This is a genomic window from Neisseria sp. SLRRB23 (assembly GCF_050896295.1).
Classification (GTDB): domain Bacteria; phylum Pseudomonadota; class Gammaproteobacteria; order Burkholderiales; family Neisseriaceae; genus Neisseria.
This window is the reverse complement of sequence record NZ_JBPBFH010000007.1, coordinates 49786-70090: the sequence shown is the minus strand read 5'-3', so window position 1 is coordinate 70090 and position 20305 is coordinate 49786. Positions and strand designations below refer to the sequence as shown.

The window sequence follows — 20305 nt, the reverse complement described above, 5'->3', positions numbered from 1 at the left end:
CAGACTGCTTGGGTTTTATTAGGTTGCATAAACACATTGCCGAGACGGTCATGTAAACGCAGAGTAAACATGTTATTTGCTGCCTCTGAATTTGCCGCATAAACCACACTTTCTGTACGTGGTTTTATGTAAGTACACCACCCTGTTGGGCATTTACGCAACACTAATTCCTCAACGCCTTTTAAGTGGCGACGATAGAAAGTGGCATGGGCATCATTGTTTTGAGGGATATTGATAAGTTGTTTGCCATGTGCTTTTTTAAAGGAGCCATCGCCCACATCATAGATTTCAATTTCAAAATTACCTTCCCAGCCCTTTTGAAATGTAAGGGTGTTTTTGGCTAGATTAACATCATCCGTGCTTAAATCCGCATAAAGCCCAAATATTCCATTGCCACTGACTTTATCTATCACCCTTAATTCGATATCTTTCCCTGCAAAGTAAACTTTACCTTCATCTAGGGTTAATTTTTTTAATTGATTCCAAAGACTATTGTTACCTTTGTGCTCTTTGACTTTCCATTCCGAATGGGATTTCAAGGTCAAGCGATTGTAATAATCCTCATAATAGTAGTTGAAAGCACCCGATAATTTACTGTTATTTTTAGCAATAATCTCTACTGGTGCATCATTAGATTGACCCCAATCATTAATATCACCTTGAATATATTTGACTTTATCAGTCATTATCGTATTGCTTAGTTCAATTATTCTAGGAGAATTGTCATAGTAAACAACAGGAAAACTATTAAACCCAAAGGCTGATCCCGTATCAATAAGAGAATCATTAATAAAGATTTTTGTTGGTTTATTTTGTCCATTTGGAATGACACCACGTATACCAACAGCTGCAGCTTTATCTCCCCCTGTTATTGTAGAACGATTAATGGTTAATGTCGTATCAAATTCAGGCACCTGTATGGCGGGATATACATCATCACTTATCCTTTCCTTGTCTGATACCGTTATAACAGAATCATTGATTGTTAATTTTCCCCCTACAGGGTCATTTATACTTGAAGCTTTATAGTTCACACGAATAGGGACTGTAGAAGAACGCAGCTCTGCATTATTAATAGTAAAATCTATATTTTTCTCTGCTTGAATTACTACCTTATCACCTATATAAGTCCCGCCATTAATTTCACCTTTATTAGCGTAAATTAATGCAAATCCTTTCGTTTCAACTTCATGGGCTTTATCGTTTTTTATAAACACTTTCGCATTTGGATTATTACGATAGTCAATTAAAGGGTTTTTTAGCTTAGCGGAAACGTTATTTAAGTGTAGTTCATGAGATTCATGACCATTTGTTGCCGAAAAAATGTTTTTGTTTGTAGTCCTACCTTCGCTTTGTTCCTCACTGCTTAAGTGATAGTTTTCAATCTTAACGATGGATTTATTATCACCGAAACTCACTTGGTTTGAACCATCAGCAAAGTTGATACGGCCGGGTGCTGTTTTTTCTGCCTTTAATTCCAGCGTACCCCCATTTAAGCGAGCTAAATGCTCATTTGCGCCTAAATCTATATCAGACGCGCCATTAACAACCGCTGATTTTCCACTTTCTATCTTGAAAAGCAGATCATCTGCAACGTTATCTTGTCTTGATTTATGAATTGCCGCGTGCTCACCTTCAGTAATTTGAGGGATTTGCGATGCGCAAGAATAATTGGGGGATATTGCAAGAAAAGCCATTGCGACAGGTGAAAGTTTAGTTAAAATTTTCTTGCTTGCTTGCTTGCTTGCTTGCTTGCTTGCTTGCTTGCTTGCTTGCTTGCCAAATTGTCTCATTTTTTCTTCTTTTGTCTAGTGTTAAGAGGGACTTGATTTTAATACAGTTTTGCTACGAGCAGGGTTTTTCTACAAATCTTACCGCATTTTTATAACTTTTAACGTATTTTCACGTATCATAAGATTGATTTCTTTATGTACAAATACATTTTCTGCTTTTCTATTTTCAGCCGAATAATAAGGTTTAATAAATATCCACAGATTTCGCTGGAGTTTTACTAATAGAGCTACAAGCCGTAATAAAAAGCGCGGTTGATACATTACGCACAGTCAGGGCGCGATGGAAACGTCCGAGCCTTTCGACAACGTGGACTTTCTGTTGGAGGAATAACGACAAAGGATTTGAAGCCGAAAACAACGACGCCTGCCAGCAAGATAATGAAAAATTCCATGATTTCTCATGATGTTAAGGGTGCGTGATAATAAGAAGGTTGCCTTCCTTGCGGACGATGAGGGCGCGTGTTCCCGGTTCAAACACATCCTGCCCCGTATTTTGCGCCTGCCAGTGCGTACCGCGATAAAAAACTTCGTAACGATTGCCGCCTGTGTGTCGGAGGATTTCAACATATTGTCCGGCATCCAAATCCTGATATGCATCCGTTTCAACTTTTCCCACGGCGGTTTTGGCGTGTACGAACCAAATGCCCAGCGCGGAAAGCAGAGCGGCGGTCAAGACGGCGGCAGGCGTGCTGCCGGGCAGTCCGTAAGCAATGCCCGAACCCGCCAAAGCCGCGCTGACAACCAAAAGATAAACCGTTCCCGTCAATAATTCGATGATTAAGACGGCAACAGCAGCAACAAACCATACAGTCATACATTTCCCCACAAAGCGCGTCGTTTGACAAAATAACGCAATATCAGCAGTATAGCCGAATTTGAAAGGATAGGGCAGATATGGACACTTGGCACGATGCACTCGGCGGCGAAAAACAGCAGCCGTATTTTCAGGAAATTTTAAATGCGGTCAGGCAGGAACGTTTGTCGGGACAAATCATCTATCCGCCGACGGCGGATGTATTCAACGCATTCCGGCTGACAGCGTTCGATCGGGTCAAAGTCGTTATTCTCGGACAAGATCCGTATCACGGGGCAGGGCAGGCGCACGGTTTGGCATTTTCCGTCCGGCAGGGTATCCGCATACCCCCGTCTTTACTCAATATCTACAAAGAATTGGAAACTGACATCGAAGGCTTTTCGATTCCCGCGCACGGCTGCCTGACGGCTTGGGCGGAGCAGGGCGTATTACTTCTGAACACAGTTTTGACGGTGCGTGCAGGACAGGCGCATTCGCACGCCCTTTTAGGCTGGGAACGCTTTACCGATACCGTCATCAGGCAGCTTGCGACACACCGCAAGCACCTTGTCTTTATGTTGTGGGGCGGGTATGCACAACAAAAAGGGAGGCTGATAGACAGTCAAAATCATTTGATACTGACCGCACCGCATCCGTCCCCTTTGTCGGCATATCGCGGTTTTTTCGGCTGCCGCCATTTTTCACAGGCAAACAGCTATTTGAGTCAACACGGTATCGATCCGATAAACTGGAAGCTGTGAATGCCGTCTGAATGCTAAGTTGCTTAAACCTCGTTCAAGGCTGCTTTTGAAGCTTGAAACAAAGAGATTAAGACATAATGTAAAACCTCTCGAATTCTAGGATTTAGACGGCCTTTAAGTTTCAAAGTTTGTGTGTCAGGTTCATTTAGCGGAATTCAATAGCGGAATTCAAACAACTCTTGATGCTTTGTTTGCCTTTTATTTGTTCTGATTAAATTTTTAAGCGACTGAGTTTTGAATGGNGGTTGTAAAAACATCTATTCAATCTATCATAAATTTAACATAATATACATTATGCGAACTAGCCGAAGAACCGTTTTTTACGGTGGAAAAAGCCCGGATTGTTCGGATAAACGAAATGCGCGCAATGGGCTTTGAAATACGCCCTTTTTATGCGCTCCTTGTCAATTTCTCTGCACCGTCTATATTCCAAACCTGCAATAATTTCAATCGGATCTATATCCATCACGTCGGCAATATCCAAGACGATGGCAAAAGGAAACCTAAGACGGTTGCGCCGGTATTGGGACACTTCGGACGGTGTAACCGCCCATCTTTTGGAAAGTGCGTAATCGGAACGCACACGTAACCGCCCTTTGGCGGCATCCAGCCATTGGGATTGTGAAAGCATAATAAAATCAAAGCCTTTGCGAAAACCTGTAATTTAATGATACAGATTTTTGCAAAGGCTCTCTATTTGAGCATATGCTCCTTATCCCTTATTTTTGGTTTGGGCACATTTTGCCATATTCTTCATCAGCTTACATGCGCCCCAGTTCCCTTTGCAGGGCTTGGATATTTTGCTGCCTGTCCAATACATTGCTTTGTAATGCATTTATTTCTTGATGGTTGATGTTGCCGCCTTTTGCCAAACGTGCTTGCGATAACATTTTTTGGGCTTCGGTCAGGGCTTTGCGTTCATTGCTTAATTCTGCTTCGAGAATGGAGCGTCTGCTGTTGTTTACAGGTGCTTGTTGAGGCGGCGGAGTATTGGATTTTGTCGGCTTGGATACTGTTCTGACCGGTGCTTTATGTTTGACGACAGGTTCACTGTTTGAAGGTACAGGCGTATGGGACGGAATATAATGGTCGCTGCTGTAACTTCCGATTGGTGGTAAATCGGCTGAGTGGCAGCTTTTAGATGGTTTTGTGGTGTAAATGGTCTCTCCGTCGGCTGTGCAGGTATAAATTTTGGCTGCATCTGCACTTAATGGCATCGAAATCAGTGAAAGGTTAATTAGGATTAAGGATAGTTTTGATTTCATAATGTNTTTGATATCCGGATGATAATTTTGATTTTTAAGGATTTCTTGGCGTTTTTATTTGGGTAAACTTCTCTTTTTATCTATTTTCTTTTGATTTTCCTTCGGGATGTTAGCGGTCCTCACGTTCTTTTTCTTTTTTCCAACAGTTTTTTTGTTTTTCTTTTTACTTTCTACGTGTATTTGGGTTTCTTGACTGAGTTTTTTTATTTTCAGACGGTATTCGCCTCCCTGGTGGCTGCTGATTTTAGGTAAGTCTGCACCGGTACATGATCCTGATGGATCTGATGTATATACGCTTTTACCATTTAAACTGCAATTGTATACAGAGGCTTGCGCCGCCGCGCCAGAAAGGGACAGGAGAACCAAGGCGGCGAAAANTCTAATTTTCATGTTGGTAAAGTGAAAAGACGACGATAAAACGCAAATTATACCGTTCTTGGCAGACAAATATAAGCACCCTGCCCGCGCTTCCTTATCACTCGGCAAACTGTATCCCAATTTCAGTTTCAATCCGTTCTAATTCTTCTTGGCAAGTCAGCCAAGTTTCTTCGATTTGGGCAAGCTGTGTTTTGACTTTCGCCAGATTGGATAAAGTGTCCTGCAATTTTTCTTTGTTTTCCTCAAAGTAAGCTTCTTCTTGTGCTAAAAATGCCTCACATGCCGTCTGAATTTCGGAAAGCCGTGCCATTTCTTTTTCGGCACGGTCGATTTTCTGCTGTATCGGTTTACTGCGTCGGGCTTTTTCTTGACGGATTTGTGCTTCGATACGCTTGGTATGTTTGCGGTTTTGGCTTTGAGTGGAAGCTGCTGGCGCGGTTGCGGCGTTTTCCTGTGCCAAGCGCCATTGGCGGTAATCGTTCAAATCGCCGTCAAAGTTTTTCAGACGGCCTTTGTCTATCAAGAGGAAACTGTCGGTCGTGGCTTCAAGCAGGCTGCGGTCGTGCGATACGACGATTAATGCACCTTGGAAACTTTGCAACGCGAGCGTTAAGGCATGACGCATATCCAAATCCAAATGGTTGGTCGGCTCGTCAAGCAGCAGCAAGTTTGGCTTTTGCCAGATAATCATGGCAAGGGCAAGGCGGGCTTTTTCTCCGCCGGAAAAGGGTTCGGTTTTCTGCAACGCCATATCGCCGACAAAGTTGAAGCCACCGAGGAAATTTCGGATTTCTTGTTCGCGCACTTCGGGAGAAAGCTGCTGAATGTGCCAAACAGGGCTTTGGTCGGCGCGGATGGTGTCGAGCTGGTGTTGGGCAAAATAGCCGATATTGAGTTTTTCGGAACGGACGATGCTGCCGGAGAGCAAATCGATTTTGCCCGCCAAGGCTTTGATAAATGTAGATTTACCGCTGCCGTTGACACCCAATAAACCATAGCGCGCGCCGCTTTCCAGCGACAGGGTAATGTCGTGCAAAACAGTTTTGCCTTCGTAACCCAAATCTGCGTGTTCCAGCTTCAGCAAAGGATTGGGCAGATGCTCGGGATTGTAAAACTCAAAGGAAAACTCGCTGTCCAGATGCGCGGGGGCGATGCGTTCGAGCTTCGCCAACGCCTTCATACGGCTTTGCGCTTGAACGGCTTTGGTGGCTTTGGCTTTGAAGCGGTCGATAAAGGATTGCAGATGTTTGATTTGCGCCTGCTGTTTGACATAGGCGGCTTGTTGTTGCGCCAGACGTTGCGCGCGTTCGTTTTGGTAAAAATCGTAATTGCCGCCGTATTGCGTGAGCTTTTGCTGCGACAATTCGATGGTTTGGGTGGTGGCCGCATTGAGGAAATCGCGGTCGTGGGAAATGATGATTTGCGTGCANGGTAAAGAAGCAAGATGGTTTTCCAGCCACAAGACGGTTTCCAAATCCAAGTGGTTGGTCGGTTCGTCCAAAAGCAGCAAATCGGCACGGCAAATCAGCGCTTGTGCAAGATTCAGGCGCATCCGCCAGCCGCCGGAAAAGGATTTGACGGGGCGGCTGTGTTCTTCTTGAGAAAAACCCAGCCCGTCCAACAATTTTGCCGCACGCGCCGGAGCGGTATAAGCGTCGATTTCTTCCAATTTGGCGTGATATTCCGCCTGTTTCATACCGTCGTTTTGCGCTTCCGCCTGCGCCAATGCCGTCTGAAAAGCCTGCAACTCGGTATCGCCCTGCAAAACATAGTCCGATGCGGAAATATCCAAGTCGGGCGTTTCTTGGGAAACGGAGGAAATCCGCCAGTTTTTCGGAATCGAGACATCGCCGCCGTCCTGGGTGATTTCGCCCTTGATTAAGGCAAACAGGCTGGATTTGCCCGTCCCGTTTTTACCGATCAAACCGACGCGCTGACCGGGATTGACGGTGGCTGAAGCCTTGTCGAGCAGGACTTTCAAACCGCGTTGCAGGGTGAGGTTTTTAATTTCAATCATAACGGAAACATCATCGGGCGGAAAAAGCCCGTATTTTACCTGAAAGAAAGTGCTGATGCCGTCTGAAATGGGAAATTTACGGTTGAAGCCACGCCCAGGTTTTACGCCCTTCCGAGTGCAAAAAGGCCAATGTCCTGCATGCCGATTCGGTATTCATCCATTCCACACCGATTCCGATTTGGGAAAAATCCGCCATGATTTTGGGATGGATAAACTTCTGTACCGCCCCAGTCCCGATAATCAATATTTCCGGATAATCATCCGCTTTGACATCAGACAACAGATTATCCGGTGTCAGTTCTGACAATGACTGCCATTTCGAGAGACCGGCAGAATCCTTATGCAGCAGCACAGGCTTATTGAAATGTCTGCCGGACAGCCGGATTTCACCCGTGCGGCGGTCATACTCTGCAAAATGTTCGTCTATCGGATTTTCTTCAAATAACATTTTTTTATCCTGTTGCCGCTTCATCTGTATCAGGAGGGGTGCAAAATCAGACAAATTCATGTAGGATTAGCGGATTTCATCTGACCTCTCCTGCTGATTTCAGACGGCATTTGATTCAAAGTGCGACACAATTATATCGGCAGCGGATATTTTCGTCTTTCAATATTTACATTTCAGTCGGCTTACAAGGAGACACAATGAAGCCAGTAAACATCGGTCTTTTAGGTTTGGGTACGGTCGGCAGCGGTACGGCTGCCGTGTTGCGGGACAATGCGGCGGAAATCAGCCGCCGTTTGGGACGCGAAGTGCGCATCAGTGCCGTATGCGACTTGAGCGAAGAAAAAGCCCGCCAAATCTGCCCGTCCGCAGCCTTTGTCAAAGACCCGTTCGAACTGGTCGCGCGTGAAGACGTCGATGTCGTCGTCGAATTGTTCGGCGGTACCGGCATTGCCAAAGATGCGGTGTTGAAAGCCATTGAAAACGGCAAACACATCGTTACCGCCAACAAAAAACTGCTCGCCGAATACGGCAACGAAATCTTCCCGCTGGCGGAAGAAAAAAATGTCATGGTGCAATTTGAAGCCGCAGTCGCCGGCGGCATCCCGATTATCAAAGCCCTGCGCGAAGGTTTGGCGGCAAACCGAATCAAATCCATCGCTGGCATTATTAACGGCACAAGCAACTTCATCCTCTCCGAAATGCGCGAAAAAGGCAGCGCGTTTGCCGACGTATTAAAAGAAGCACAGGCGTTGGGCTACGCCGAAGCCGACCCGACCTTCGACATCGAAGGCAACGACGCAGGCCATAAAATCACCATCATGAGCGCGCTGGCATTCGGTACGCCGATGAACTTTTCCGCCTGCTACCTCGAAGGCATCAGCAAACTCGACAGCCGCGACATCAAATACGCCGAAGAACTCGGCTACCGCATCAAACTTTTGGGCATCACCCGCAAAACCGGCAAAGGTATCGAATTGCGCGTCCACCCTACCCTGATTCCCGAAAGCCGCCTCTTGGCAAACGTCAACGGCGTGATGAACGCCGTGCGCGTCAACGCCGATATGGTCGGCGAAACCTTATATTACGGCGCGGGCGCGGGCGCATTACCGACCGCTTCCGCCGTGGTTGCCGATATCATCGACATCGCCCGCCTGATCGAAGCCGATACAGGCCACCGCGTACCGCATCTGGCGTTCCAACCCGCCCAAGTCCAAGCGCAAACCATCCTGCCTATGGACGAAATTACCAGCAGCTACTACCTGCGCGTCCAAGCCAAAGATGAACCGGGCACGCTGGGGCAAATCGCCGCGCTGTTGGCACAAGAAAACGTGTCTATCGAAGCCTTAATCCAAAAAGGCGTGATTGACCAAACTACCGCCGAAATCGTGATTTTGACCCACAGCACGGTCGAGAAAAACATCAAGCGTGCGATTGCCGCCATCGAAGCATTAAGCTGCGTAGAAAAACCGATCATCATGATCCGCATGGAAAGCCTGCATGACTGAGCCGAAAAACGAAATGTCCGCCGAAGAACAGGCTGCGGCGCGTAAAAAAGCGAAAGCCAAAATCCGCACTATCCGCATTTGGGCGTGGGTCATTTTGGCGTTGCTCGCTTCAACCGCCCTGCTCTCCCAATGCGCGATGTCCAAACCGCAGGCAAAACAGAAAATTATTGAATCCTGCGTAAAAAACATTCCGTTTGCCGAAAAATGGCAAAACGATTTGCGGGTCCGCGGTTTAGATTCAAACAATACCCGCCTCGCCGTCGACTACTGCAAATGTATGTGGGAGCAGCCTTTGGACAGATTGAGCGAGAAACAGATCAGCTCCTTCGGCAAACTCGGCGCACAAGAGCAACTGAATTTGCTTGGTGGCGCCTATGCCTTTGAAGCACGTGACAAGCAGTGTGTTGCCGATTTGAAATCAGAATAATGTGGACCGATAAAAAAGCCGATTCTTTAAAGAATCGGCTTTTTTCATAAAAAACGGCTTACAGTGCGTCTTTCAAAGCTTTGCCGGCGCGGAATTTAGGCGTTTTGGCAGCAGCAATGGTCAAAGGTTCGCCGGTTTTGGGATTGCGGCCTTGACGTTCGGCACGTTCGCCGACGTAGAAAGTACCGAAACCGACCAAAGTAACTGTGTCGCCTTTTTTCAGCGCGTTAGTTACTGCATTGGTAGTGGCATCTAAAGCTTTTTGCGCGGCAGCTTTGGAAATGCCGGCTTCTTGAGCAATCGTTTCGATCAATTCAGACTTGTTCACAATCAGTCCCTTTCTATCTAAAAAATGATGAAATGCCCGAATAATCGGGAGTTTGTACTGCTTGAGTAACTTTCGCTTTATAGCAATTCTGAAAATGCCGTGTCAAGCAAAAAATACGGAATCGTCCTATTTTACAGGCTCTCAGGACAAAACCGCATTTTTACAACACATTTTCCCTCTGTCAGTGCTTGGTTGCCTTGCTTCGAGGCTTCGGTTTTGAAGCAGGTTCTTTCACTATTTCTGCAACAGAAGGCCCAATCCAAGATTCGGGTTGGGTTTCCAAGCCTAAAGCCAATACTTCGTCTATCCATTTGACCGGATGGATGGTCAGGCCGGTTTTCACGTTTTCAGGGATTTCTTCCAAGTCTTTGACATTGTCTTTCGGAATCAATACATGCTTGATACTGCCGCGCAAGGCAGCCAACAGTTTTTCCTTCAATCCGCCGATTGGCAAGACTTCGCCGCGCAGGGTGATTTCCCCCGTCATCGCTACATCGGCGCGCACCGGAATTTTGGTAAAGGCAGACACCATCGCCAAGGTCATGGCGATACCTGCGCTCGGACCGTCTTTCGGCGTCGCACCTTCGGGAACGTGAACATGGATGTCTTTTTTCTCGTAAAAATCAGGAGCCAAACCCACTGATTCTGCACGGGAACGGACAACAGACCATGCTGCGGATACAGATTCCTTCATCACATCGCCCAACTGGCCGGTACACTGGATCACGCCCTTACCTGGCAACGCCACGGCTTCGACAGTCAGCAATTCGCCGCCGACTTCGGTCCACGCCAAACCGGTAACCTGTCCGATACGGTTTTCACTTTCGGCAACGCCGTAATCGAAGCGGCGCACGCCCAAGTAGTCATGCAGGTTTTTCTCATTGACTTTAACCGCTTTAGGCTTGGCTTTGCTGGTTTTCTTGGTTTCAGACGACCTTTTCTTATCTTCGTTCAGGGTAATCTGCATCACCACCTTGCGGCAGATTTTGGCAATCTCGCGATCAAGCGAACGCACACCGGCTTCACGGGTGTAATAACGGATGATATCGCGTACCGCGCTTTCTTCGACCACCAATTCGCCTTCTTTCACGCCATTGCGCTTCATTTGCTTCGGCACGAGATACTGCATGGCGATATTGATTTTCTCGTCTTCGGTATAGCCGGACAAACGGATGATTTCCATACGGTCGAGCAACGGAGTCGGAATATTCAAACTGTTAGATGTAGCGATAAACATTACATCGCTCAAATCATAATCCACTTCCGCATAATGATCGGCAAACTTGTTGTTTTGCTCAGGATCGAGCACCTCAAGCAACGCGCTGGCAGGGTCGCCGCGGAAGTCGCTGCCCAATTTGTCGATTTCGTCGAGCAGGAACAGGGGATTCTTCACGCCTGCTTTAGCCATGTTTTGCAGGATTTTGCCGGGCATAGAGCCGATATAGGTACGACGGTGACCACGGATTTCGCTTTCATCGCGCACGCCGCCCAAAGCCATCCGGACATATTGGCGGCCTGTTGCTTTGGCGATGGACTCGCCCAAGGAGGTTTTACCCACCCCCGGAGGGCCAACCAAACACAGAATCGGACCTTTAAGCTTGTCCATACGTTTTTGGACGGCGAGGTATTCCAAAATCCGCTCTTTGACTTTTTCCAAGCCATAGTGGTCGGCGTTCAACACCAAATCGGCTTTGGCAATATCTTTGCTGACACGGGATTTTTTCTTCCACGGCAGCTCGAGCAAAGTATCGATGTAGTTGCGTACTACGGTCGATTCCGCAGACATCGGCGGCATCATTTTGAGCTTTTTCAGTTCGGACAGGCATTTCTCTTCAGCTTCTTTGGTCATGCCCGCTTCTTTGATTTTCGCTTCCAGCGCATCCAGTTCGCCGCGTTCGTCTTCTTCGCCCAATTCTTTCTGAATCGCTTTCACTTGCTCATTCAAGTAATACTCGCGTTGGGATTTTTCCATCTGGCGTTTGACACGGCCGCGGATGCGTTTTTCGACCTGCATGATGTCCAGCTCGGATTCCAGGCAGCTCAATAAGAATTCCATGCGGTCAACAACATCGGCAGTTTCCAAGATTTGCTGACGCTGCTCCAGCTTCAATTGCAGATGGGCGGCCACGGTATCCGCCAAACGGCTGTTGTCGGAAATGCCGTTGATACTGTTGACGATTTCTGCCGGAATCTTCTTATTGAGTTTGGCGTATTGTTCAAATTGTGCCAACAGGGTGCGGCGAACGGCTTCAAGCTCCGGATGGCTTTCCGAATCATTGTCTTTAACGGTTTCTATGTGGGAGACAAATAGCCCGCCTGTGTCTTCGATTGTTAAAACTTGTCCGCGGTACAGGCCTTCGACCAAAACCTTTACCGTACCGTCAGGCAGCTTTAATACCTGTAAAACTTGTGCGACGGTACCGGTTTGGTACAGGTCGGCGGCAACAGGGTCTTCCACTGCGGCATCGGTTTGGGCAAGCAGGAAAACCGGTTCTTCATTGGAGACGGCGTTTTCCAGTGCGGCAATGGATTTCTCCCTGCCGACAAACAGCGGCAGAACCATATGCGGATAAACGACGACATCCCGTAAAGGAAGTGTTGCCAAGGCAGCATATTCCTCAAAATTCTTTTCTTTCTGCGTCATGAATACTCTCTTGTGTCTGACAGATTGTTGATTGTCGCGTAAATTGGGGTTGAAAGCATTATTTCAAGCATACGCGGTTTATTTATAAAGTTTGATATTCGGATAAAATATACATATCAAGAATGCCGTCTGAAGTTTTAATGTTTCAGACGGCATGCAGGCGGATCGGTATTTTTCGGCCCGCTCCCTATTTTTAAACATTATGCAGGTATGGCATGTCTTATTTTATTTTCCCTGACAGTGGGTTTGAATGGCGCAACGAAAGTTTGCAAAAGCCGCCAAAAGGCTGGCTTTATGTCCGTGAAAGCGGCGCAGACACTGTTTTGAAAGCCGCCTATCAGAATATGGCAACTGTTTGGCAGGGGGATTTCCACAATGCGGTGCAGGTGCTTTCGGGGATAAAGAAAAAAGTCCGCAAGCCTGTTGCTGCCGATCCAGTTGCTGATATTGCCTCCCTATTCCACGCGCACCGTATGAAGCAGGCGCAGCAGAGCCGTATTCTGAACATGCTTGCCGTTGAGGTAGGCCCCGGTTTCGTATTGCACAACAACCGTGTGCCCGATATATGCGCTGCCCTGTCGGATGTGTACGGCAAGCCTAACGTCAAGCCTTTTTTTCTCCCGCTCAACCTGCTGCTTGGATTTATAGGTGCGCACGAATGGCATAAAAAGGGAGTTGCCGTTTCCCAGATCGGCGGGCGGATACATGTCCCCTTCGGCGTATTCTCACCTTTGCGCGGAGAATATCTCGATTTGCTCGCACAAGCACCGTCAACGGGGTTTCAGACGGCATTGGATATCGGAACGGGTTCTGGCGTTCTTGCCGCTATTTTGGCAAAACAGGGGATATCTTCCATCATCGGTACGGACACCAATCCAAGGGCCGTTGCCTGCGCCCGAGCCAATATCGTCCGGCTGGGTTTGGAAAAACAGGTTGAGATACGGGAAACCGATATGTTCCCCGATATGCGTGCCGATTTGATTGTCTGCAACCCGCCATGGCTTCCCGCCAAGCCTACTTCTGCCATCGAGTCTGCATTATATGACCCCGATTCTGCGATGTTGACCGCATTTTTAAGGGATGCGCCGGAACATTTGAACCCGGGCGGCGAAATCCGCCTGATTATTTCCGACCTTGCAGAGCATCTGCACCTGCGCCCTTCCGGTTTTTTGGAGAAGGCCTTTGCGGAGGCGGGGCTGCGTATTACCGATATTATGAAAACCAAGCCAAACCACAAGAAAGCCGCGAATCCGGACGATCCGCTTGCTTTTGCCCGAAACAAGGAAACCACTTTCCTATACCGTTTGAAAAAGACATGAAAAAGACCGCACATTTGTGCGGTCTTTCCCTTCGGCATCCATAAAGGGCTTGCAGAACCGACACGGCATTCGGACGGATTATCCTTGTAAAAATACCCGTTTGAGCATATTGCCCAATGCCGTCTGACGGACTTTGACAGTAGCTGCCGCTTGACGGAAGGTTTCTTCCCCGCCGAAGAATACGAATTTTTCCTTTGCCCTGGTAATGGCGGTGTAAAGCAGCTCCCTGCTCAAGCCGAAAAGCGCATCGTCCTCTTCGTTCGAAGGTGCTGCAGAGGGCGGCAGCAGCCAGACTTCCCGATACTCCGAACCTTGGCTTTTATGGACGGTCATGGCGAAAGCGGGTTCAAAATCCGGAAGGCAGCTGACTGCAACCTTTTTAAACCCGTCCGTATCGGGAAAATAGGCGGACAGGCTGCCCGGCCTTTGGGCATCATCCATAATTAGTCCGACGTCTCCGTTGAACAATTCAAGCGCGTAGTCGTTTTGCCTGATCATAATCGGCTCTCCGGCGAAATAGGCCTGATGTTCGGGTATGTTCCTTTTACGGCGTACATAATTGCAATAGGCTTCGTTGAAGTTGTCCGCATCTTGGCGCCATGCGGCCAGAACCACGGCATCCGAAATGCCCGCATAGGCGGATTCGATGTTGCCTTCGTCTACCGCCTGCCAATAGCCTTTGTGAGTCCGGTACAACCTTTCGACCTGAGCGTTCAGACGGCATTCCGAATGTTCCAGCTCTTTATCAAACCGGGAGAACAAAGCCCATGCCTGTGCCTCATCGCCCGATACGACCGATCGGGACAGGCAGCCGATGCCGCTGTTGCCGCCAAATCGGTGGCTGAAGGAAAGACGGGCGGTATTTTGTGCCAAGACGGGTACATCGCTGCATAAGGGAAAACCGTGTTCGGGCAGGTACTCAACCAGCTTATTATATATTTCTCCGCCGAGGAGCGTTTTTTGAGACAGGACGGAGAGTACGGCACCGACCCCAACGGACGGAAGCTGGTTTTCATCGCCCAGCAGAATCACGCGCGCCCCTGTTTTAACGGCCTTTAAAAGCTGAAGCATCAATACCGTATCCAGCATCGAAGCTTCATCGATAATCAATACGTCAAACGACAGCGGGTAAACAGGGTTGAACGCCGGCTGCATTTTAGGCGGGCGCAGTTTCAGCAGGCGGTGGACGGTTTGCCCTTCCAATTTAAGCAGATGGCGGCGGACGTTGTCCGGAGCGTCAAAACTGTTGATTGCACGGTGCAGCGCACGCGCCATATGCGCGGCAGCTTTACCCGTAGGGGCGGCAAGCGCGATATGGGGAAGGCTTCCGTCTCCGCTGCAAATCAGTGCCAACAGTTTGGCAACCGTCGTCGTCTTACCCGTACCGGGGCCGCCGGTAATCACCATAAAAGACTGCAGCAATGCTAAGGCGGCCGCATCGCGCTGTCCTTCGCTGCCCGTGCCTTGAAACCATTTTGCGAGGTTTTGCCGCACACCTGCCGCGTCGGGGGCGGATGTACCGGCTGCCGCCAAGCGTTTTATCTCGACCGCCAAATCGTATTCCAACTGCCACATTCTGCCCAAAAACAGTTTTTCCCCTTCCAAAATCAGAGGGGAGGCAGATTCCCCGACCACGGGCTTGAGTGTCGAAAGGAAGGACGCCTCCCCTTTTTTCAAGCGGATAAACGAATGACCGTTCTGCAATGCTTGAAACAGCCGTTCGATATAGGAAGAAAGGGCTTCAGCACCGGAGTCGGTATAGCGTTCCAAAAAACGGATTGCCGCCTGTGCAGCCGCTTGGGCAAATTCATCTGTCTGCCGTTCCATTGTATTCCTTGTCGAAATGCCGTCTGAAGGCGTGGGGCTTCAGACGGCGCGGTGTTGTTTCGGCTGTTTAGGCGTTTGCGCCCTGTTTGGGGTGCAGGCTGCCGTCCTTCATGACCATCACGCGCCCGAAGCGGCCGGCGAGTTCGTCGTCGTGCGTTACGACAACCAAACCTGTTTTCAATTCTGTTTTCAGTTCCAGCATCATATCCAGAACATTCCTTGCGTTTGCCCGGTCGAGATTGCCGGTCGGTTCGTCGGCAAGCAGGCATTTGGGTTGCGTAACCAAGGCGCGCGCAATGGCGGCACGCTGTCTCTCACCGCCTGAAAGTTCGCCCGCGCGGTGCGTCGAACGGTGTTTCAGTCCGACCTTGTCGAGCATCGACATTGCCGTTTCTGCCGCCTCTTCACGGCTTTTTTTGCCGATCAGAAGCGGCATCATCACGTTTTCCAGTGCCGAAAATTCAGGCAGAAGATGGTGGAACTGGTACACGAAACCGAGATGGCGGTTGCGCAAATCACCCAAACGCCGCTGGTTTAAGGCACGCAAATCCTCGCCCATCAGCAGCACCCTGCCTTCAGACGGCATATCCAGCCCGCCCAAAATATGCAGCAGCGTCGATTTTCCGCTGCCCGAAGAGCCGATGATGCCGGTGCTTTCCCCCGCGCGGATTTCCAAATCCAAGCCGTGCAGCACCGGAACATCCAAACCGCCGTCGCGGTAGCGTTTGCCCACGCCTTCGCATTTCAAAATCAACTCACTCATAACGCAAAGCCTCCGCCGGTTGGGTTTTTGACGCGCGCCAGCTCGGGTAGAGCGTGGCAACGAAAGACAGTCCCAAAGAAATGCAGGCAATCAGGGCAACATCGCCCATATCGACATCGCTGGGCAGGTAGTCGATAAAATAAACCTGCGAATTGATGAGGTGGACACCGAGCAGGTTTTCAAAAAACGCCACAACCCTGCCGACGTTCCAACCCAAAAGCACGCCGCAGACCACACCCGCCAGCGTGCCGAAAAAGCCTGAAAACGCGCCCTGCACCATAAAAATCTTCATCACGCCGGCAGGGGAAAGACCCAAAGTCCGCAAAATCGCAATGTCCGCCTGCTTTTCCGTAACCGCCATCACCAACGAAGAGACAAGGTTAAACGCCGCTACGGCGATAATCAGCGTCAGGATGATGAACATCATCCGTTTTTCCAACTCGACCGCCTCAAAATAGCTTCGGTTGCTGAACGTCCAATCACGTACCCAAACCGTGTCCCTTTGCGCCTCCGGAATCAGCTTTGCCGTCAAGGCGGGAGCGTTTTGTGGGTCGGCGAGTTTCAGCCGCAGCCCCGCAACTTCCTTATCCAAGCGGTACAGTACGCGCGCGTCTTGGATATGCGTCATCGCCAATGAATTGTCAACCTCGTAAACACCCGTTTTAACCAGACCGACCACGGTAAACTGCTTCAGGCGCGGCACGACTCCGGCAGGGGTAACGTTGCCCTCCGGCGTGATGACGGTAACTTTATTGCCGACTTCCGCCCCCAAAGCCTCCGCCAAGCCGACACCGAGGATAATGTCAAACTCGCCCGGAATCAGATCTTCAAATTTGCCTGCCGGCATTTTGTCGCCGTATTCCACCACTTTGCGCTCTTCAGACGGCAAAATGCCGCGCATCTGCACGCCCCTGATTTCGCCCGCATGGGCCAGCAATGCCTGATTGGAAACATAGGGCGCGATAGCCAAAATACCTTTGCGGTTTTCGGTAAACCGAAGCAGATTGTGCCAATCCGTATCCGTGTTGTCGATATAGCCGATTTCGGCGTGCGGCGCGACATTCAGGAGCTGCCCGCGTATTTCTTTCTGAAAGCCGTTCATAACCGACAAGACGACAATCAGCGCGGTTACGCCCAAGGCGATTCCGGCAATCGAAACCATCGTGATAAACGACATAAAGCCGTTGCGCTTTTTCGCCCTGAGATACCTCAAGCCTATCCAAGCCTCTAGAGAAAACATAACGCTACCTTAAAAATGTCTGCAAACGTGCCGCCCCGGACGGCGGTTTGGGGGCGGCGGTAAAAGTTCATTGTACCGTAAAACCCCGGCAGCGTCCGAACGGCAGGCTGTGCAAATAAAGACGCAGTATGTGACAAATTCGGAAAAACAGGGCGGAAAACTTGCACAACGTGCCGAACTGCCCTATCCTTCTCTTGAAACAAAACCTTTTCTTTAAGGAAAACAATGAATATCAGGAAAATCTCCGCTTTGTGTGCTGTTGCCGTTTTTACTGTTTCGACAGCCTATGCCAAAGAAATCAAAATCGATGCCAACAACACGCCTTATTCCGAAGCCGACGCGCAAAAGCTGGCGGCAACGGCAGTCGGCATGGGTGTTAAGGAACCCGTCAGCCTGAACGGCGGCAGCGGCAGCATTACCGTGTCCGGCAGCAGCGCGACGCAGTGCGTGTTCAAAGTCGGCAACGGAGGCGCGTTGCAGATTCAAGGGCTCAACTGCAAGTAAACCGTCCGGAAAAATGCCGTCTGAAGGCTTCAGACGGCATTTTGCATTGGCGGCGTTACGCCCCGCCTTCTTTAATCAGGCGGCGTTCGTACACCGCCTGCGCCAGCGTTCCCGCATCGACATATTCCAATTCGCCGCCCAAGGGGATGCCCTGCGACAGCCTGCTGACTTTGTAAGGCAGGTTTTTAAAAAACTCGGACAGGACATACGCCGTCGCATTGCCTTCTGCGGTAAAGGCGGTTGCAATAATGATTTCTTCGATTTCTTCTTTTTTCAGCCGTTCGGCGAGCTTATCCAATGCGATGGCCGATACGTCCATTCCCAGTGCCGTATTGATTTGCCCCATCAGGACGAAATACAGCCCGTCGTGGCAATTTGCCGCTTCCATATTCGACACATCGGCAGGCATATGCACCACCATCAGCCGCCGCCCGTCGCGTGTTTCATCGGCACAAATATCGCACAATCCGCCTTCGCAAAACGTGTTGCACCTCGCGCAATGGTGAACCTGCTTCAATGCCGTCTGCAAGGCATCCACCAGCTCTTCAGCCTCTTTGCGCTTGTGCTGCAACAGATAGTACGCCATCCGCTGTGCCGATTTCGGCCCGACGTTGGGCAATACTTTCAGCGCACCGATCAGCCTTTGGAAGGCATCTTGCTTTTTGGAATTCATCATACTCCGCCATATGGGAAAACGGTCGGAATATTCCGACCGTTATATCGAATATAGAAAACCGGAAATTACTGGCCGTCATTTCCGCCAACAGACTGAGCACCTTTGGTCTGTTTGATTTTGCCGTTGAAATAGCGGATCAGCAGATCGAAGGTATTGGCAGACTGCTGTTGCGCCAAAGCCTGTTTTGCAGAAGGAAGCCTGGTGGCGATATCATCCGGCGGGGTTACAGCCTGTACTTCGACAATCACGGGAGCCGGCAGGCCGGTCAGTCTGACATAGGCGGGTTTGCCGTTTGCCGGTTTTGCTTTCAGCAGTTCCGTATAAGATTCGGGCGGCATGGACTGCCTTGCCTGCTGCGCGCCCAAAACGGACACTTCCGACCATTTCACATCAACTGCCTTGCCTCTGCTCAACTGCGCCAGCGTTTCTTTTGCCTTGTTTTCGGCAAGTTTGGCGGCTTCGGCGCGGATATAAGCCTGACGCACCGCGTCTTTGGCTTCGGCAAACGGCAGGGTTTTCTCTTCGCGGACTTCTTTGGCGCGGACGACCCACGCGGTTTCATTATTGATAGACAATACTTCGGAATTGTGTTTTTTCTTCAATACGTCGTCGCTGAATACGGCATTGATCAGGTTTTCAGGCAGTCCGGACATTTGCGCGTCCTGCCTGCTCAGCCAAGTTTCTTGGGTTTCGACTTTCAAACCGCTGTTTTTGGCGGCTTCGTCAAGCGAGGAAGGATGGTTGAACGCGTCATCGCCCAGCTTTTCTTTTGCCTTATTGAAGTCGGCAACCGCTTTTTTCATTTTCAACTCATTCTCGACAGCGACTTTTTCCTTTTCGAAAGAAGGTTTTTCCCCTTCTGCGGGCAGACGTGCCATACGTTCTTCATACGCATTTTTCACTTCTGTTTCGCTGACGGTCTGTTTATCTGCAAAGTCTTTTAGATTCAATGCGACATATTCCAATTTGACCGCTTGAGGAAGCAGGTAGTCTTTTTTGTTTGCATTATAAAATTTCTGTAAATCCGCATCGGCTGCTTTTACTTGTCCGATAAATTCGTCGGGGTTAAAAGTATGCGAACGGATGGTACGGTTAACCTGGGTCAGTTTGACCAGTTGCTCCGCCTGGGCATCGCTGACCAAGACACCGTTTTGAACGAGGTTTACCAAATTCTGCAATGCGAATTGGTCACGGATTTCCTCGACGAACTGGTCTTCCGACATATGGCGTTGCGAAAGGTACTGGCTCAAAAGGGCATGGCTGAATTTCCCGCTTGCATCGTGAAAATTAGGATCGTCTACAATAATCTGTTTGATTTGTTCCTGGGAAACGGAAATACCCATCAGTTTTGCACCTTGTTTCAGATAGGCGCGTTGCAGCAGGGATTGGAATACGGCATCGCGTGACGGGCTGCCGCCGGCAGTCTGTTCATTTTGCATGGCGGCATTAATCGAATGATCGCTGATTTTTTCGTCTCCGACTTGGACGATGTAGTCGGAACCCGGGTGTGAAACCGTGCTGACGCCGAAACCGACAAAAGTTAATGCAATCAGGCCTAATAAGACTTGGGCGGGTGTTCTGTATTTTTCGATGGAATGGAACATATTTTCAGATCGG

Annotated in this window: 18 protein-coding genes and 1 pseudogene; 5 read left to right on the top strand and 14 right to left on the bottom strand. The window is 49.3% G+C overall.

Annotation, left to right across the window (positions count from 1 at the left end):
- The 3 genes and pseudogenes from ACRPFF_RS03065 to ACRPFF_RS03055 all read right to left on the bottom strand — a co-directional run.
- Window positions 1-1793 (bottom strand): hypothetical protein (locus ACRPFF_RS03065; RefSeq protein ID WP_432673747.1); only part of this gene is annotated, 1793 nt, incomplete at its 3' end.
- A gap of 268 nt (window positions 1794-2061) precedes the next feature.
- A pseudogene (locus tag ACRPFF_RS03060) lies at window positions 2062-2185 on the bottom strand (paraslipin); the annotation flags it as partial.
- Between the two features lie 14 nt (window positions 2186-2199).
- Window positions 2200-2607, bottom strand: a complete 408-nt coding sequence (locus ACRPFF_RS03055; RefSeq protein ID WP_432673746.1) for an NfeD family protein — start codon at window positions 2605-2607, stop codon at window positions 2200-2202.
- A gap of 80 nt (window positions 2608-2687) precedes the next feature.
- Between ACRPFF_RS03055 and ung the strand changes: the two genes are divergently transcribed.
- A complete protein-coding gene (ung, locus tag ACRPFF_RS03050; protein ID WP_432673745.1) occupies window positions 2688-3347 on the top strand; it encodes a uracil-DNA glycosylase in 660 nt (219 codons plus the stop codon).
- Window positions 3348-3648: 301 nt separating this feature from the next.
- On the opposite strand, the gene ACRPFF_RS03045 is transcribed toward ung, so the two are convergent.
- The 4 genes from ACRPFF_RS03045 to ACRPFF_RS03030 all read right to left on the bottom strand — a co-directional run bounded on the left by ACRPFF_RS03045 (window position 3649) and on the right by ACRPFF_RS03030 (window position 7455).
- Window positions 3649-3978 (bottom strand): hypothetical protein, encoded by a 330-nt coding sequence (locus ACRPFF_RS03045; protein ID WP_432673744.1) that lies wholly within the window; start codon window positions 3976-3978, stop codon window positions 3649-3651.
- A 130-nt stretch (window positions 3979-4108) separates the two neighbouring features.
- Window positions 4109-4612, bottom strand: coding sequence for a hypothetical protein (locus ACRPFF_RS03040; RefSeq protein ID WP_411712056.1), 504 nt, complete (start codon window positions 4610-4612; stop codon window positions 4109-4111).
- Window positions 4613-5087: 475 nt separating this feature from the next.
- Window positions 5088-7007: an ATP-binding cassette domain-containing protein gene (locus tag ACRPFF_RS03035; protein WP_432673743.1), complete on the bottom strand. Its 1920-nt coding sequence runs from the start codon at window positions 7005-7007 to the stop codon at window positions 5088-5090.
- Window positions 7008-7083: 76 nt separating this feature from the next.
- The gene (locus tag ACRPFF_RS03030) at window positions 7084-7455 is read right to left on the bottom strand and encodes an Mth938-like domain-containing protein (protein WP_432673742.1); all 372 of its coding nucleotides are present in this window, start codon (window positions 7453-7455) and stop codon (window positions 7084-7086) included.
- A gap of 197 nt (window positions 7456-7652) precedes the next feature.
- On the opposite strand from ACRPFF_RS03030, the gene ACRPFF_RS03025 reads away from it, so the two are divergent.
- Both ACRPFF_RS03025 and ACRPFF_RS03020 read left to right on the top strand, forming a co-directional pair.
- Window positions 7653-8960, top strand: a complete 1308-nt coding sequence (locus tag ACRPFF_RS03025; RefSeq protein WP_432673741.1) for a homoserine dehydrogenase — start codon at window positions 7653-7655, stop codon at window positions 8958-8960.
- Window positions 8953-9387 (top strand): hypothetical protein, encoded by a 435-nt coding sequence (locus ACRPFF_RS03020; RefSeq protein WP_314169610.1) that lies wholly within the window; start codon window positions 8953-8955, stop codon window positions 9385-9387. Before ACRPFF_RS03025 ends, ACRPFF_RS03020 begins: the two co-directional genes overlap by 8 nt.
- Window positions 9388-9445: 58 nt before the next feature.
- On the opposite strand, the gene ACRPFF_RS03015 is transcribed toward ACRPFF_RS03020, so the two are convergent.
- Window positions 9446-9715: an HU family DNA-binding protein gene (locus ACRPFF_RS03015; RefSeq protein ID WP_118792585.1), complete on the bottom strand. Its 270-nt coding sequence runs from the start codon at window positions 9713-9715 to the stop codon at window positions 9446-9448.
- Between the two features lie 181 nt (window positions 9716-9896).
- A complete protein-coding gene (gene lon / locus ACRPFF_RS03010) occupies window positions 9897-12359 on the bottom strand; it encodes an endopeptidase La (RefSeq protein ID WP_432673740.1) in 2463 nt (820 codons plus the stop codon).
- Between the two features lie 215 nt (window positions 12360-12574).
- Between lon and ACRPFF_RS03005 the strand changes: the two genes are divergently transcribed.
- Complete coding sequence (locus tag ACRPFF_RS03005) at window positions 12575-13678, top strand: methyltransferase (protein ID WP_432673739.1); 1104 nt, start codon at window positions 12575-12577, stop codon at window positions 13676-13678.
- A 78-nt stretch (window positions 13679-13756) separates the two neighbouring features.
- Here ACRPFF_RS03005 and recD read toward each other — a convergent pair whose 3' ends face one another.
- The 3 genes from recD to ACRPFF_RS02990 all read right to left on the bottom strand — a co-directional run bounded on the left by recD (window position 13757) and on the right by ACRPFF_RS02990 (window position 17508).
- Window positions 13757-15505 (bottom strand): exodeoxyribonuclease V subunit alpha, encoded by a 1749-nt coding sequence (gene recD / locus ACRPFF_RS03000; protein WP_432673738.1) that lies wholly within the window; start codon window positions 15503-15505, stop codon window positions 13757-13759.
- Window positions 15506-15572: 67 nt separating this feature from the next.
- Window positions 15573-16268, bottom strand: a complete 696-nt coding sequence (gene lolD, locus ACRPFF_RS02995; RefSeq protein WP_118188377.1) for a lipoprotein-releasing ABC transporter ATP-binding protein LolD — start codon at window positions 16266-16268, stop codon at window positions 15573-15575.
- Complete coding sequence (locus tag ACRPFF_RS02990) at window positions 16261-17508, bottom strand: lipoprotein-releasing ABC transporter permease subunit (protein WP_432673737.1); 1248 nt, start codon at window positions 17506-17508, stop codon at window positions 16261-16263. The genes lolD and ACRPFF_RS02990 overlap by 8 nt, the downstream gene beginning before the upstream one ends.
- 225 nt (window positions 17509-17733) lie before the next feature.
- Between ACRPFF_RS02990 and ACRPFF_RS02985 the strand changes: the two genes are divergently transcribed.
- Window positions 17734-18012 carry a hypothetical protein gene (locus tag ACRPFF_RS02985; RefSeq protein WP_003714116.1) on the top strand — a complete coding sequence of 93 codons (279 nt, stop codon included), beginning with the start codon at window positions 17734-17736 and terminating at the stop codon, window positions 18010-18012.
- Between the two features lie 55 nt (window positions 18013-18067).
- Here ACRPFF_RS02985 and recR read toward each other — a convergent pair whose 3' ends face one another.
- Window positions 18068-18685 (bottom strand): recombination mediator RecR, encoded by a 618-nt coding sequence (gene recR / locus ACRPFF_RS02980; RefSeq protein ID WP_432673752.1) that lies wholly within the window; start codon window positions 18683-18685, stop codon window positions 18068-18070.
- Between the two features lie 68 nt (window positions 18686-18753).
- A complete protein-coding gene (locus ACRPFF_RS02975) occupies window positions 18754-20292 on the bottom strand; it encodes a SurA N-terminal domain-containing protein (RefSeq protein WP_432673736.1) in 1539 nt (512 codons plus the stop codon).
- Between the last annotated feature and the right edge of the window lie 13 nt (window positions 20293-20305).